This is a genomic window from Mariniflexile sp. TRM1-10 (assembly GCF_003425985.1).
Taxonomy (GTDB): Bacteria; Bacteroidota; Bacteroidia; order Flavobacteriales; family Flavobacteriaceae; genus Mariniflexile.
This window is the reverse complement of sequence record NZ_CP022985.1, coordinates 874,921-890,037: the sequence shown is the minus strand read 5'-3', so window position 1 is coordinate 890,037 and position 15,117 is coordinate 874,921. Positions and strand designations below refer to the sequence as shown.

The following is a 15,117-nucleotide window of genomic DNA, read 5'->3' as shown; positions in this document are numbered from 1 at the left end:
GTATTTAACTTTAATTTTAAATTAAGATATATTAAAATGTTTAATTTTGAATCATAATTATACAGAACCATGATAAAAAATATCGTTTCCTTTCTTTTTTTGTCCATTTTCGTTTTTTCCAGCAAAGCACAAAGTCAAGTTGTTTCGAGCAAACAAAATGATAACCCAAAGTTAGTGGTAGGTATTGTAGTAGATCAAATGCGATACGATTACTTAACACGCTTTTATAATAAATATGGTGAAGGCGGTTTTAAGCGCATGATGAATGAAGGGTATAACTGTAAGAACAATCATTTTAATTACATTCCTACTTATACGGGACCTGGGCATGCATCGGTTTATACAGGGACAACACCAAAGTATCATGGTATTATTGGGAATAATTGGTATGACAAAGAACTTAAAAAAAGCGTGTACTGTGCTGGTGATGAAACAGTGCAGTCCGTTGGAACAACAGATGAAGTGGGGCAAATGTCGCCTCATAGAATGAAAACAACCACTTTTTCAGATGAAAACAGATTGTTTACCCAAATGCGAGGAAAAACTATTGGTGTTGCTTTAAAGGATAGAGGCGCTATTTTACCGGCAGGTCATACTGCCAATGCAGCGTATTGGTTTCATGGAAAAGACGAAGGCAACTGGATTTCGAGTACATTTTATGTAAATGAATTGCCAAAGTGGGTTTTGAATTTTAACAAAAAGAAATCAGTCGCTTCGTATTTTAAAGAATGGAATACCTATTATGATATGTCTACTTATACCGAAAGTGGTTCTGATTTGAACAACTTTGAAGGTGGTTTTAAAGGCAAAGAAACAGCAACGTTTCCATATGATTTGGAAGCTTTAAAAACCCAAAATGGTAATTACGAAATCTTGAAAATTTCAGCTTATGGTAATGATATCACTACTGATTTTGCACTTGCAGCCATTGATGGTGAGCAACTTGGTAAAGATAATTATACGGATATTTTAGCATTAAGTTACTCGACTCCAGATTATGTTGGGCATAATTTTGGCGTAAATTCTAAAGAAGTACAAGATACTTACATCCGTTTAGATAAAAATTTAGAACGCTTATTTAATTATTTAGATGCCAATGTTGGAAAAAACCAATATACGGTGTTTTTAACTGCCGATCACGCAGCTGTTGATGTGCCTGCATATTTGCAAACGGTAAAGATACCTGCGGGCTACATCGATTCTAAAGCGCAAAAGAACAAATTTATTGAGTTTGTTGAAGCTGAATTTGGAACTGCCGATTTAATTGAAAACGTAAGCAACAACCAAGTGTTTTTAAACAGATCGAAACTAAAAGAGCTCGATTTAGATTTAGATGATGTTCAAAATGCTATAGTAAATGAAATTATTAATTATGAGTACATAGATAAAGCCTACACAGCAACGACAATGAGTTCAACAGAGTTTAATTCTGGTATTGAAGCCTTATTGCAAAGGGGTTTTAACCAAAAAAAATCTGGCGATGTTATTTTTGTTTACGACCCTGCATTTATTTCTTATAGTAAAACAGGTTCAACACACGGTTCGGGTTTAAATTACGACACACATGTACCACTTTTATTCTTCGGAAAAGGGATTAAGCACGGCGACACTTTTCAAAAAACCAAAATAACTGATATCGCCCCAACCATGTCGGCACTTTTAGGAATTAGTTTTCCTAATGGGGCTATCGGTCAACCCCTAGAATTTGTTTTAGAATAGTTTGAACAGTAAAACAAAATACACACTATTAGCCATAATATTTGTCTTGGGTGTTTATGGCTATGAGCATTTTTTAAAGATTGAAGAAATAGCCGAAGTCATAAATAATGGTAAAGAAGTAAAATCGAATACCAACGAATATTTTTTACCAATAAGCACAACAGGGCAAATAATACACCACGAAGGGTATTCGCTTTCTTATAGCGAACCCTACGAACAAGCTGAGTGGGTAGCTTACGAGTTAAAGAAATCTCATCTATCGAATACCAATTTCAAACGCCCTTATTTTGAAGTTGATAAAGCGGTTAAAACAGGAGCAGCCAGTTGGAAAAACTATAGAAACTCAGGGTACGACCGCGGGCATTTATGTCCAGCAGGCGATAGAAAATATAGCAAACAAGCTCATGATGAAACGTTTTTAACAAGTAATATTACACCACAAGAACATGCATTTAATTCCGGAATTTGGAATACTTTAGAACAAAAAGTACGCTATTGGGCAAGTAAATACGATGGTGTTTTTGTAGTTACAGGAGGTGTTTTGAAAGGAAATATGAAAACTATTGGAAGTGAAAAGGTAGCAGTCCCCAATCAATTTTACAAAGTGTTGATTGATGTTGGTTCTGGGAAAGTTAAAATGATAGCATTTTTAATGCCCCATGAAAATTCCAATAAACCACTGTATGATTTTGTAGTTTCGGTAGATTCTATTGAAAAACTTACTGGAATTGATTTCTTTCCACAGTTAGAAGATGCTTTGGAAGACAGACTTGAATCGTCAAGTAGTTATAAAGACTGGAGTTTTAATTAGGATTGATGGTTGTTGGTTGATGGTTGTTGGTTTGGGATATCATAACAAAAGCTTTATTTCAGTTTGTTCAACATGCCTTTCCAACGTAAATCTCGAATAAATTTTCCTTCTTCTTCAGTCACTAAAAAGTCAATCTTATGTTTTTTAGCTTTAAAATAACCAACTAAATAATCTTTAAACAGACCCAGACTACTTTTTTTATAAGCCAATTTAATAGCGGAAATTAAGGTAATTACTAATCCATAACGCATTTTGTACATGGCTTCGCCTTGCAAATATTTTGAGGCTTTGTTGTAGCTAATTCCAGTGGGTTTTAAGTGTTTTACCTGTAAAGAGGCATCGGTTAAGATGTCCCAGCCATAAAACTTAGCAAGTAATTCATCAACCGTGTCCCAGCCCATAGAAGGTTTTAACTTGCCTATTTCTAAAAAACAGTCTTTTTTATAGGATTTTAAAGCACCCCGAATGTGATCTTTGTTCGTTAAGTTTTCTAAAATCCAATCACTATTTTTTTTAATATAGCAAAACCCCGAAGCCATACCCAATTTTTCATTGTTTTTAAAATGACTAGCAAGTTGTTCTAAATAATTGTTAGGAAAAATTAAATCGGCATCAAACTTACAAATCACATCATAGTTGGCATCTAAAGTTTCAAACCCTTTATAAAATGCATTTATAATTTTGGAACCTGGTACATGTGCATCAAAAGATGTTGTATTAACTAAAGAAATCCAGGAATGTTGTTTAGCAAATTTTGACACAATTTCCTGCGTTGCATCCGACGAATGGTCATTGACGACTACCACTTTTTTGGGTAAAAGAGTTTGATTGCTAAGTGACTCCAAGGTCATGCCAATAAAATCTTGTTCGTTATGTGCCGGAATGATGATGTAGAAATTCAAAACTTAAAGTATGAAATTCAAAGTTACACTTATTTATGACTAATTGGAATTTGGAATTTAAGAATTGGGGTTTTTAATTCTTTCAGCACAAACAATGTAATATCTTGGAGTAAACCAACGTAAAACGGGGCGAATTCCAAGTTTTTTGGTTGGGTTTGTCCATTTCTGTCTATCAATAATTTTCCATCCTGTTTTTTCTAGTAACCAATCGAATTGCCAATCTTCAAATTCGTGATAATGCCTGTCTAGCATATCGGTTTTGCTTCTGTAAGCTGAAGAAAACCATAATTTTAAGGGAACACTGGCTATTAGTTTGTCGGTTTTTATAGATTGAAGTACAGTAAAAGGTGATAATAAATGTTCGAAAATTTCGAATGCTGTTATTACGGTAGCATTTGAATTTTCAATAGCTGAGGTATCAAAATCTAAATCTTCTCCTGTTGTGTTTTCAACCTTAAAACCATGTTGTTTCATAATGTTTGAAAACGGATTTTCAACACCCAAATCTAAAATAGGTTCTGAAGTTGAAATATGCTTTTTTAAAAATTGAATGGTATGCTTAAACCGTTTATTAGGAAATGTTTTTTCGTACATTAAAATTAAATTTCTTCATTTCCGCGAAAGCGAAAATCTTTAATATTTATAAACAATGGCATTAATATGCATGCCTGCACCAACGCTTGCAAATATAACAACATCACCTTCGTTAAGGTTGTGGTTTTTTAATTTATGGTTTCTTACCAAATCTAAAAGTGTGGGGATTGTTGCTACCGAACTGTTTCCTAAGGTTTGGATACTCATAGGCATGATGTTTTCCGGTATTTCGGTTTTGTAAAGTCGGTAAAAGCGTTTTAAAATAGCTTCATCCATTTTCTCATTGGCTTGGTGGATAAAAATCTTTTTAACATCTTCAATGGCTGTACCACTGCTGTCTAAACACGTTTTCATGGCTTGTGGTACATGAAGAAGTGCAAATTCATAAATTTTACGTCCGTCCATTTTTATGTAGCGGGTATCTTTACAAAGGTTTTGATTGTTGGAGTTTCCAAAGTACAAATAGTAGGCTTCATCATAAGTAAAACTTACTGTTTCATGGGCTAAAATACCACCAGCTTCTTCGGTTGCTTCAATAATAGTGGCGCCTGCTCCATCAGAAAAAATCATAGCATCTCTGTCATGTTTATCGATCACTCTTGAAAGGGTTTCGGTACCGATAACCAAACAGCGTTTCGCCATGCCTGATTGAATAAATGCTTTTGCTTGAATAACGCCTTCAATCCAACCTGGGCATCCAAAAAGGATATCGTAAGCGACACATTTAGGGTTTTTAATACGTAAATTATGTTTTATTCTTACGGCTAATGACGGAAGAATATCGCTTTGAATGGTATTATGTTTAACGTCTCCAAAATTATGGGCAACAATAATGTAGTCGATGGTTTCGGGATCTATTTTAGCATCCGTGATGGCTTTTTCGGCTGCAAAAAAACCGATGTCGGAAGAATTTAAATGGGAGTTTGCGTAACGCCTTTCAGCAATGCCTGTAATGGCTTGAAATTTTTCAATAATAACATCATTAGGATGGTTAATTACTGAACCATCGGTATTTAAAAATGCATGTTCGTGGAAAGCATCGTTTTTTTCAATGGTATCTGGGATGTAGCTTCCAGTACCGGTAATTTTAATATTCATAAAAAGAAAATTTGCCTTTTTTAGTTTACTCATACAAGGTACGAGGTTTTAATAAAAGGCAAATTTATTTTTGTGTTTTTTTACGATGTTCAACGACTACTTTTAGGCGTCGGCGTATGCTTCAATTGGTGCGCAAGAACATATTAAATTTCTGTCTCCATAAGCATCATCAACACGTCTTACGCTTGGCCAGAATTTGTTGTCTCTAACAAAGTCTAACGGAAACGCGGCTTCTTCACGTGTGTATGGAAAATACCATTCGTTTGAAGTTATCATTTCTAAAGTGTGAGGCGCATTTTTCAAAACATTATTGTCATCATCTTTAGAAGCTTGATCAATTTCCTTTTTGATGGAAATCATGGCATCACAAAAGCGGTCAATTTCAGCTTTACTTTCACTTTCAGTAGGCTCAATCATTAAGGTTCCTGCAACAGGGAACGACACGGTTGGTGCATGAAAACCATAATCCATTAAGCGTTTTGCGATATCGGTTACTTCAATGCCATTCGCTTTAAATGGGCGACAATCAACAATCATTTCATGTGCTGCACGACCACGTTCACCAGAATATAAGGTGTCGAAACTTCCTTGTAAGCGGTGTTTGATATAATTGGCATTTAAAATAGCTATTTTGGTCGATTCTGTTAAACCTTCTGCACCAAGCATTTTTATATAACCATAAGAAATTAAGCAAGCCAACGCAGAACCATAAGGCGCTGCAGAAATAGCGGTAATGGCTTTTTTACCACCAACTTTTTTAACAGGATTTCCAGGTAAAAATGGCACGAGCTGTTTGGCCACACAAATAGGTCCCACACCGGGGCCACCACCACCGTGGGGAATAGCAAATGTTTTGTGTAAGTTTAAGTGGCAAACATCAGCCCCTATATTTCCAGGATTTGTTAAGCCTACTTGAGCATTCATATTAGCACCATCCATATATACTTGTCCGCCGTTATCATGGATGATTTTGGTGATTTCCTTAATGGCCGATTCGTAAACACCGTGTGTTGATGGGTATGTAACCATTAAACACGATAAATGATCTTTGTGTAAAATGGCTTTTTCACGTAAATCTTCAACATCAATATTACCTTCGGTAGTTGATTTCGTTACAACCACTTTCATGCCTGCCATAACAGCACTTGCAGGGTTGGTACCGTGAGCAGAAGAAGGTATTAAACAAATATTCCTGTGCCCTTCATTACGGGATTCATGATACGCTTTTATAACCATTAAGCCTGCATATTCACCTTGAGCACCAGAATTTGGTTGTAAAGATGTAGCGGCAAAACCAGTAATTTCGGTTAATTGGTCTTCCAATTCTTTTAAAACGGTTAAATAGCCCAATGCTTGTTTTTTAGGAACAAACGGGTGGATATTTGCCCACTTGAAAATGCTAAGTGGCAACATTTCTGATGCCGCATTTAGTTTCATGGTACAAGAACCTAACGAAATCATGGAGTGGTTTAAAGCTAAGTCCTTCCGTTCTAACATTTTTATGTAACGCATCAATTCGGTTTCAGAATGATACTTGTTGAACACATCAAGGGTTAAAAAATCGGAGGTTCTTTTTAAGTTTTCGGAAATGTTGTTGCCTTCAGAAATAGTTGTGATAATGATGGTCGCTTTTTCCGCAGCTTCAGCAAAAACAGAAATTAAATAGTTTAAATCCCTAACCGAAGTCGTTTCGTTTATAGAGATAGTAACTGTTTCTTTATCCGGATAAAATAAGTTTACCTTTTTCTCTTTGGCAATCTTTTTTATTTTTTTTGAATCTGTTTTTATTTGAAGTGTGTCAAAAAAATCAGTATTTATTTGATTGTACCCTAATGTTTTTAAAGCTTCAGCAAGCGTAGATGCTGTATTATGTACTTTGTTGGCTATAAATTTCAAGCCTTTAGGGCCATGATATACGGCATACATACTAGCCATAACTGCTAATAAAACTTGAGCAGTACAGATGTTTGAAGTTGCTTTATCACGTTTAATATGTTGCTCGCGAGTTTGTAACGCCATACGTAAGGCTCTATTGCCGTCTGTATCTTTGGTAACGCCAATAATTCTACCGGGAATATCCCGTTTATAAGCTTCTTTTGTTGCAAAATAAGCAGCATGTGGGCCGCCATATCCCATGGGAATTCCAAAACGTTGGGTAGTACCAACCACGACATCGGCTCCAAATTTCCCAGGAGCTTCTAGCTTAACCAAGCTTAAAATATCGGCAGCTACGGCCACTTTTATTTGTGCGCCATTCGCTTTGTTAATAAATGTCTTAATATCGGTCACTTGACCGTCTTTTCCTGGGTATTGCAAAATAGCACCGAAAAATTCAGAAGAAAAACCAAATGTATCTTCATTGCCAACAACCAATTCAATACCAATAGGAGTTGCTCTGGTTTGAAGTAAAGACAAGGTTTGAGGGAGTATGTTTTCAGAAACAAAAAACTTGTTAACGTTGTTTTTCTTTTGGTCGCGTTCGCGAACGGCAAACAATAAACTCATGGCTTCTGCTGCGGCTGTACTTTCGTCAAGAAGCGATGCATTGGCAATTTCCATACCAGTAAGATCCATTACCATCGTTTGGTAATTTAAAAGCGCTTCCAAACGTCCTTGGGCAATTTCGGCTTGATAAGGTGTGTAAGCGGTATACCAACCCGGGTTTTCAAGAATATTTCTTTGAATTACGGCAGGCAAAACGGTTGGATGGTACCCTAAGCCAATATAGGTTTTGTAAGCTTTATTTAGTTTCGATAATTCGTGAATATGAAGTAAATATTCATATTCTGTCATAGGCTCATCTAAATTCAAGCCGTTTTTTAAACGAATATCGTCTGGAATGGTTTCGTAAATTAACTGATCTAAAGAGTCTACACCAATAGTTTTTAGCATAAGTTTTTGGTCGTCTTCTCTAGGTCCAATATGACGCAATGCAAAAGCGTTTGTATTCATTAAATTGAAATTGTTTATATAATTCGCAAAAATACGTAATAATATATGTGTTTTGTTGCATAAAATGGAAAGTTTTTAACCATTTGAAAGTGTTGTTAACAGTTTGCTTATTTTTGTTGTATGAAAATGCTAAAACGACTTTTTGATTTTTACATAAATAGTAGCATTCACGTGGCTTTATCGGTGTTTTCGTTAACATGGATCACACTTTTGGAATACGGTATTTCATATGATGAAGCGCTGTTGTCTTTTGTGTTTTTTGCTTCAATTTCAGGTTACAATTTTGTAAAGTATTTTGGAATAGCAAAATTTCATCATAGGAGTTTGGCAAATTGGCTGAAAACCATTCAGATATTTTCACTTTTATGCTTCATTTCCATGTGTTATTATGTATTACAATTACGTGTAAACGCCATGTTTTTTATTGTAGGTTTAGGGTTGGTGACTTTCTTTTATGCCATTCCGTTTTTACCAAAACATTTATTTTTAGACAGTAAAAATAATTTAAGAAATGTTGGAGGGCTCAAAGTATACCTGATTGCCTTGGTTTGGGCAGGTGTTACAGTGTTTCTTCCGATAATAAATAACGATTATACAATAAATGCAGATGTTGTGATTACAGGTATTCAACGTTTTGTTTTTATTATTGTCTTAATGTTGCCTTTTGAAATTAGGGATTTAATGTATGATAGTTTGAAATTGGCGACCATTCCACAGAAAATAGGGGTCAAGCAAACTAAAATTATAGGAGTTGTATTGTTAGGATTGTTTTTGTTTTTGGAGTTTTTTAAAGCTGGAACCACAACCAAAAGTTTGTTGGTTTCTATGCTAATAAGTGTTGTAATAAGTTTGTTTTTATTGTATTCTAAAAAGGAACAAGGAACATATTATAGTTCGTTTTGGGTAGAAGGTTTGCCTGTTTTGTGGCTTTTCTTGATGCTTTTGTTTAAATAAGTTCTTAGTTAATGAGTGTTTCTTTAATGGCTTTATCCAGTTCTTGCTTCATCTTTTCTTTGCACTTTTTATCTAAACATTTGATATCCGATTTTCTCACCATTTTTGTGAGTTTCGCATTATTTTTGGAGTATTTTCTGCAAGCTCTACAATAAATTAAATGGATGTTCAGTTTTATTTTTTCCCACAAAGTCGCATTTTTATATTGTGTTTTATCACACACATGATTTGCTTCATCACAAGGAATCACAATTTTAATTTTATCACTCATAATTAAAACCAGTTTTCTTTTAAACATTCTGCCATAGCGGTACGGGCTCTGTGGATAATCACCCAAAGGTTAGACGCCGTAATATTTAGTTCATTACAAATAACTTCAGTTTCATAGCCTTCAATGGTTTTCATTCTAAATACCTGGGCTTGCTTCTCGGGCAACTTGCTTAAACAGTTAAAAATAGCATCGCCAAGTTCGTTGTTTTGCATGGTGTCTTCAGCAGTTTTGTCAAACGGATCTGCTACACGTTCTTCCAACCAATCGCCTTCGGTTTCACTGTCGGCATTATATGTTATGCGTACTTCGGCTTTTCCTTTATTCGAATTTACTTTACGATAACGGTCAATGATTTTTCGCTTTAAAATAGAAATCAACCACGTACGTTCGGTGGCTTCACCTTTAAAATTTTTCATCGATTTTAAGGCTGCCAAAAAAGTATCTTGTACCAAATCTTGCGCCACCTCTCTATCACTAACACGCGAAATGGTGTAGTTGTATAGGTAATCGGAATATAAATCGATCCACTTATTGGGATTAATTTCATGGTTAGACATGGTGAAGCATTTTTTTCAATTTCAAAAATAGGGTAAAAAATTGAATAATTTTGGTTCTTTGTTAATTCATCCCATTAAGCATAAAATCGGCTAACTTTGGCGTTGCCTTTTTCGGCGTTACCACAAGGGTCGCGCTTTTCGTTACAAGTCCTCGCTCGTACCTCGCTGTGGGCTTTTCACTGCAATCGCTAACGCAAATATCCGTTTCTAATAGAATTTAGCGCAATTTGCTTGTAAGATATATAGTTAAAAATATAATACTAAAATATGCCCAAAATATTGAGAATAAAATATGTATAAATGTTTCAAACTTTTTACCTTTCCAAAGTTGTTTTGAGTATACAAAAAACTGAAAAAATAACCTAATACTCCAAAATATACCCAAACCTAAAGATATACTTTTACCAAGATTAGTTTCTACAATATCTTTTGCAGATGTTAAGCAGAGCACACCCATTAAAAACACTGTAAATGCAATAAAAAATGTATGTGTAGTCATCATTTGCCTGTTTATTAAGCTTAATGTTTTTAAACTAGTTTTCCACTTAAAATATCTTGAAAAAAACACATGAATTAGTGCTAGTATTATTAAAAGGGTTCCAATTATTTTCAAATGAATATACATGAGATAAAGTAAAATTTAGATTATGGTAAACAGTTAAATACTGACATAAATGGTGTAAATTTTGCTTCATTAAATGTCGAGAATCCAGCGCTTTTAAATGCTTTTTTCCAAGTATTTTTAGAAAAGAAATGTGTAAAGCCAATTGAGAATGCCAAAAAATTTGGAAAATCGCGTAAATGTTCTACCATGATTACTCTTCCATTGGGTTTACAAAGTCTGTGACATTCTTTTAGAAACTGTATTCTCTCTTGATTATTTCTTATTTCATGAGCTGCAGAAAGCAAAAAAATAACATCAACCGATTTATCTTTTAAAGGAATGACGTCAGACTTTATTTTTTTAGTTTCAGGGTAGACCAAGCTTACTTTTCTAGCTCTTATAATTGCAGGCTCTGTATGTCTTTCTTCATTATAAAAGTCAAATACTTTTAAATCTGATTTTATGAAATGGCTTTTAATTATAAAACTTGTTTCATCAAACCCAGCATTAATATTGATGAATTTATTTATATTTGAATCTTTAATATTTAGTTTTTTTAACCAATTAAAATTATAATACCCAGAAAAATCATATACATAAGCAGATACAATTAATGGCATTATTAAACCATAAATAAAAGCTGTAATAATTAACCAAAACAGAGTATTTGACCAATTATACATCAGGTAGCTAATAGTTATTAAGACTAAAGCGGTGATGCCATAAATATAAAAGTGTCTGTTAAAACTTAATATATTCAATACCCCTTGAAACTTTTTTCTTTTTATTTCCATAATTCTTTTTTTCCTTTTTTCCAGTAATATGGAATGTTTTTAATAATAAATGCATTTGCTAAAACTACGTTTTTTAGTTTTAAAGATTTTAAGAATGCTATATCGTAGTCTATTACTTTTACAGGCATTGGTTTCCAATTTTTCCTAACGCCTTCAATTATCAATACTTCTTTGTTTTCTTTATTATAAGTAAAGGTAAAAGGTAACGGACCAGCGAACCTTCTTGCTTCTTTCCAGTTTTCAAATGGTGAGTTTTTGGGTAAATTAATAATTTCAATTTCTGCATTATTAATTTCAATTTTAAAGTTTGAATCGATAGAAACTATTTCATTCACATCATTCTTTATAGTCTGATTTATATCGGTAGTTGTATAATCATAATGAGTAAATATGTTGCCCATAAAAGCCATTTTCCTTTTATCTGTCTCAGATTTTATAATGTATAAACCGCGTAAACGCTTTCCTTTTAAGGTTGTGTAACGAACAAAAATGCGATAACCAATTAAAAAAAAGTCATTGCCCATAAATTCAGGAAGCCCTTTTGGACGTAACTTTTTTGTTTTAACCATTGCAATCGCTAAAAAAGCATACTTGTCTTTAAAAGTATCTAACTCTAGACATTCTGGAATCAAACTTTGTAATTGTTCTTTTGGGACTGCAAACGTTAAGACTAGAGAGCTTTCAAAGAAAGCCTCAACGGCAAACGGATGGTTTTTAAGAGTAGGAAGCGCATATTGTTGTTGGTTTTTTTTTAAAATAAATTGATTATAATACACAATAAAAGCAAATAGAGATGCAAATAATAAGTTTAATCTACCCCAAAGTAATAGTTCTTGTGCCATTATAAACTCAAGAATATTCATAGAAATAACTAAGATTATTTGAGCAATTGTATTTGGTCTTTTTTTATAACCCGTTATAATCCATATTGCCATTGCGATTTCAGCTAATCCAATTAGTTTAGTTATTAAACCAGAATGCGTATTACCTAAAATCCTTGAAACAATTTCTTCGTGCCTAGGAACTAAGTTTAATACCTTGCAAAAGAGCCCATTTATAATCCAAACAGAAGTTATGAGAAAAGTTAATACTTTGTGCTTATTCATTGTTTTTTAATTTTATATACTTTCAGAAATTATTGAAAGTATAGTTTAAATTTTTTTTAGGTGAATAATTTTAATAAAGATTTTGTGATCCAATTTTGTTGTTGGTTTACAAGTTTGTTAATTATAGCATCGGCTGTTTCTGTTAAATCGTGTAATGCTTTGGTTTGCTTAATTAACTCTTTAGTTTTTTCTGTACCATCATCTTTAATAGAAGACACATCGTTTAAAACTTTAATCACGGGTTTAATTTCTCTACGACTGCGTTCCTTTGCAACGATTCTCGCCAATTCTTGCACGTCTTTTTCCGTGTAAAAATATTCTTTGCGCTCACCAGGGATAAGTTCTTTGGTAACAATACCCCAATCCATTAACTGACGTAGATTCATACTGGTATTTCCACGGGAAATTTGAAGTTCTTCCATGATTTCTTCCATGGATAATGGTTTGGTTGAGATAAAAAGCAATGCTTGGATCTGTGCCATGGCTTTGTTAATACCCCAAAGGGAACCTAAACTTCCCCAAGTGCTTATAAATTTTATTTTTGCTTCCTTGTAATCCATAGTACAAATATATGATAATTTTTAAACTTTCAATAATTATTGAAAGTTTATTTTATAAGGATAAAAATAACCGAAGCAAAAAGCTTCGGTTTCTAACTATCTAAAATTCTAACAAATCTAAATCAATCCCGCTCGTCTCAGTAACGCTTCAGGCTGTGGTTCTTTTCCGCGAAAGCGTTTGTAAAGTATCATAGGGTCTTCTGTTCCTCCTTGAGATAATACATTGCTTTTGAATTTATTGGCAACGTCTTTGTTAAAAACACCTACTTCTTTAAAGTATTCAAAAGCATCGGCATCTAAAACTTCTGCCCATTTGTAGCTATAATATCCTGATGAATACCCGCCTTGAAAAATATGGGAAAAAGACGTACTCATACAGTTTTCGGCAACTTCTGGATATAATGTGGTGTTTTTAAACGCTTCAACTTCGTGTGCTTTTATATTTGTAATGTTTGTTGGATTGTTACCATGCCAACTCATATCTAATAAACCAAAACTAATTTGACGCAAAGTTTGCATGCCTTGTTGAAAAGTGGCCGACTCTTTTATTTTTTCAACCAAATCCATGGGGATAATCTCACCGGTTTCATAATGCTTGGCGAATAACGATAAGGCATCTTTTTCATAACACCAGTTTTCCATAATCTGACTAGGCAACTCTACAAAGTCCCAAAACACACTGGTGCCAGATAGACTAGGATAGGTGGTGTTGGCAAGCATGCCGTGTAAAGCGTGCCCAAACTCGTGAAATAAAGTGGTTACTTCGTTAAAAGTTAATAGTGATGGTTTGCTTTTGGTTGGTTTTGTGAAATTGCAAACAATGGATATGTGCGGTCTGTCATTTTTTTCGTTTTTAATAGATTGTGGCTTAAAGGAAGTCATCCACGCACCATTACGTTTTCCTGCTCTAGGGAAGAAATCGGCGTAAAAAATGGATACTAAGTCACCTTTATTGTCGGTTACTTTGTAAGTTAAAACATCTTCATGATATTTATCGATGTCTTTGATTTCTTCAAAATTTAAATCGAATAATTTATTTGCAATAGTAAAAGCACCATCAATAACATTCTCAAGCTTGAAATAGGGTTTCAACAGTTCATCATCTAAATCAAAGAGCTTTTGCTTTAATTTTTCTGAATAATAAGGGCCATCCCATTTTTCAAGTTGCTCGATACCGTGTAATTCTTTGGCGAAACTTTGAAGGGTGTTAAATTCTTTTTCTGCAGCTGGTTTGGCTTTTTCAAGTAGTTCATTTAAAAAGCTCTCAACTTTTTCGGGTGTTTTTGCCATGCGTTCTTCCAAAACAAAATGTGCATGGGTTTTGTAGCCTAATAAATTGGCGCGTTCAAACCTAAGTCTTGCAATTTTTAAAACAATGTCTTGATTGTCTAAAGTATCGTTATTGAATCCTTTGCTTCCTGCAGCAAGTGTTATTTTTTTACGAAGTTCTCTGTTATCTGCATAGGTAACAAATGGAATATAACTTGGATAATCTAAAGTAAACATCCAACCTTCCTTTTCTTTGCTTTCTGCTAACTGTTTTGCGGCCTCAATAGTGCCTTCAGGTAATCCGGATAATTCAGATTCATCGGTAATTAGCATGTCGAACTTGTTGGTTTCGGCTAATACGTTTTCTCCAAACTTCAACTTTAACTTGCTCAATTCTTTGTCTATTTCGCGAAGTTTTTCTTTTTTATCTTCAGGTAAATTAGCACCATTTCTTGAAAAACTCTTGTATTTTTTGTCAAGTAATGTATGTTGTTCTGTGGTTAAATTTAAATTATCTTTAGAATCGTAAACCGATTTTATACGTTTGAAAAGAGCTTCGTTTAAGGTGATGTCATTACTGAATTCGGATAAAAGTGGCGATACGTCCAGCGCTATTTTTTGAATGGTATCGTTGGTTTCGGCGGAATTCAAATTAAAAAAGATGTTCGAAATTCTATCTAATTGTTCACCTGAAAACTCTAAAGCTTCAATAGTGTTTTTAAAGGTTGGAGTTTCTATATTATTGGCAATAGCATCAATTTCGATTTTGGCGTCTTCAATACATTGCTCAAATGCAGGAAGAAAATGATCATTTTTAATTTTTGAAAATGGTGCTGAATTATAAGGCGTTTCAAATGGTTTTAGTAAGATGTTCTTTATCATTTTAAATGTAATAAATTAAAAAACAAAATATTATTATGCATACA

At 33.8% G+C, this 15,117-nt stretch carries 13 protein-coding genes and 1 pseudogene; 3 read left to right on the top strand and 11 right to left on the bottom strand.

Annotated elements, in window-relative coordinates:
- The first annotated feature begins 69 nt into the window (after positions 1-69).
- Together pafA and CJ739_RS04120 are read left to right on the top strand one after the other, a co-directional pair.
- Positions 70-1,719 (top strand): alkaline phosphatase PafA, encoded by a 1,650-nt coding sequence (gene pafA, locus CJ739_RS04125; RefSeq protein ID WP_117172775.1) that lies wholly within the window; start codon positions 70-72, stop codon positions 1,717-1,719.
- A gap of 1 nt (position 1,720) precedes the next feature.
- A complete protein-coding gene (locus CJ739_RS04120) occupies positions 1,721-2,530 on the top strand; it encodes a DNA/RNA non-specific endonuclease (RefSeq protein ID WP_117172774.1) in 810 nt (269 codons plus the stop codon).
- A gap of 53 nt (positions 2,531-2,583) precedes the next feature.
- Here the strand turns inward: CJ739_RS04120 and CJ739_RS04115 are convergent, their stop codons facing one another.
- The 4 genes from CJ739_RS04115 to gcvP all read right to left on the bottom strand — a co-directional run bounded on the left by CJ739_RS04115 (position 2,584) and on the right by gcvP (position 8,076).
- A complete protein-coding gene (locus CJ739_RS04115; protein WP_117172773.1) occupies positions 2,584-3,432 on the bottom strand; it encodes a glycosyltransferase family 2 protein in 849 nt (282 codons plus the stop codon).
- A gap of 57 nt (positions 3,433-3,489) precedes the next feature.
- On the bottom strand, positions 3,490-4,026 hold the full coding sequence (locus CJ739_RS04110) for a methyltransferase (protein ID WP_117172772.1): 537 nt from the start codon (positions 4,024-4,026) through the stop codon (positions 3,490-3,492).
- 39 nt (positions 4,027-4,065) lie between these two features.
- The gene (locus CJ739_RS04105; protein ID WP_117178717.1) at positions 4,066-5,124 is read right to left on the bottom strand and encodes a 3-oxoacyl-ACP synthase III family protein; all 1,059 of its coding nucleotides are present in this window, start codon (positions 5,122-5,124) and stop codon (positions 4,066-4,068) included.
- Between the two features lie 102 nt (positions 5,125-5,226).
- Positions 5,227-8,076 carry an aminomethyl-transferring glycine dehydrogenase gene (gcvP, locus tag CJ739_RS04100; protein WP_117172771.1) on the bottom strand — a complete coding sequence of 950 codons (2,850 nt, stop codon included), beginning with the start codon at positions 8,074-8,076 and terminating at the stop codon, positions 5,227-5,229.
- Positions 8,077-8,196: 120 nt separating this feature from the next.
- Here gcvP and CJ739_RS04095 point away from each other — a divergent pair, with 120 nt between their 5' ends.
- A complete protein-coding gene (locus CJ739_RS04095; protein ID WP_117172770.1) occupies positions 8,197-9,030 on the top strand; it encodes a UbiA prenyltransferase family protein in 834 nt (277 codons plus the stop codon).
- Between the two features lie 4 nt (positions 9,031-9,034).
- Here the strand turns inward: CJ739_RS04095 and CJ739_RS04090 are convergent, their stop codons facing one another.
- The 7 genes and pseudogenes from CJ739_RS04090 to CJ739_RS04060 form a co-directional block, all read right to left on the bottom strand.
- On the bottom strand, positions 9,035-9,301 hold the full coding sequence (locus CJ739_RS04090) for a hypothetical protein (protein WP_236951595.1): 267 nt from the start codon (positions 9,299-9,301) through the stop codon (positions 9,035-9,037).
- Between the two features lie 2 nt (positions 9,302-9,303).
- Positions 9,304-9,858 carry a sigma-70 family RNA polymerase sigma factor gene (locus tag CJ739_RS04085; RefSeq protein WP_117172768.1) on the bottom strand — a complete coding sequence of 185 codons (555 nt, stop codon included), beginning with the start codon at positions 9,856-9,858 and terminating at the stop codon, positions 9,304-9,306.
- Positions 9,859-10,503: 645 nt separating this feature from the next.
- Positions 10,504-11,256, bottom strand: coding sequence for a class I SAM-dependent methyltransferase (locus tag CJ739_RS04075; RefSeq protein WP_117172766.1), 753 nt, complete (start codon positions 11,254-11,256; stop codon positions 10,504-10,506).
- Positions 11,247-12,014: a DUF2071 domain-containing protein gene (locus CJ739_RS04070; RefSeq protein WP_236951655.1), complete on the bottom strand. Its 768-nt coding sequence runs from the start codon at positions 12,012-12,014 to the stop codon at positions 11,247-11,249. Before CJ739_RS04070 ends, CJ739_RS04075 begins: the two co-directional genes overlap by 10 nt.
- A gap of 27 nt (positions 12,015-12,041) precedes the next feature.
- Positions 12,042-12,362, bottom strand: a pseudogene (locus tag CJ739_RS20745) (DoxX-like family protein); the annotation flags it as partial.
- Between the two features lie 56 nt (positions 12,363-12,418).
- Positions 12,419-12,922, bottom strand: coding sequence for a GbsR/MarR family transcriptional regulator (locus CJ739_RS04065; protein ID WP_117172765.1), 504 nt, complete (start codon positions 12,920-12,922; stop codon positions 12,419-12,421).
- Between the two features lie 117 nt (positions 12,923-13,039).
- Positions 13,040-15,073, bottom strand: a complete 2,034-nt coding sequence (locus CJ739_RS04060; protein ID WP_117172764.1) for a M3 family metallopeptidase — start codon at positions 15,071-15,073, stop codon at positions 13,040-13,042.
- Positions 15,074-15,117 lie beyond the last annotated feature (44 nt).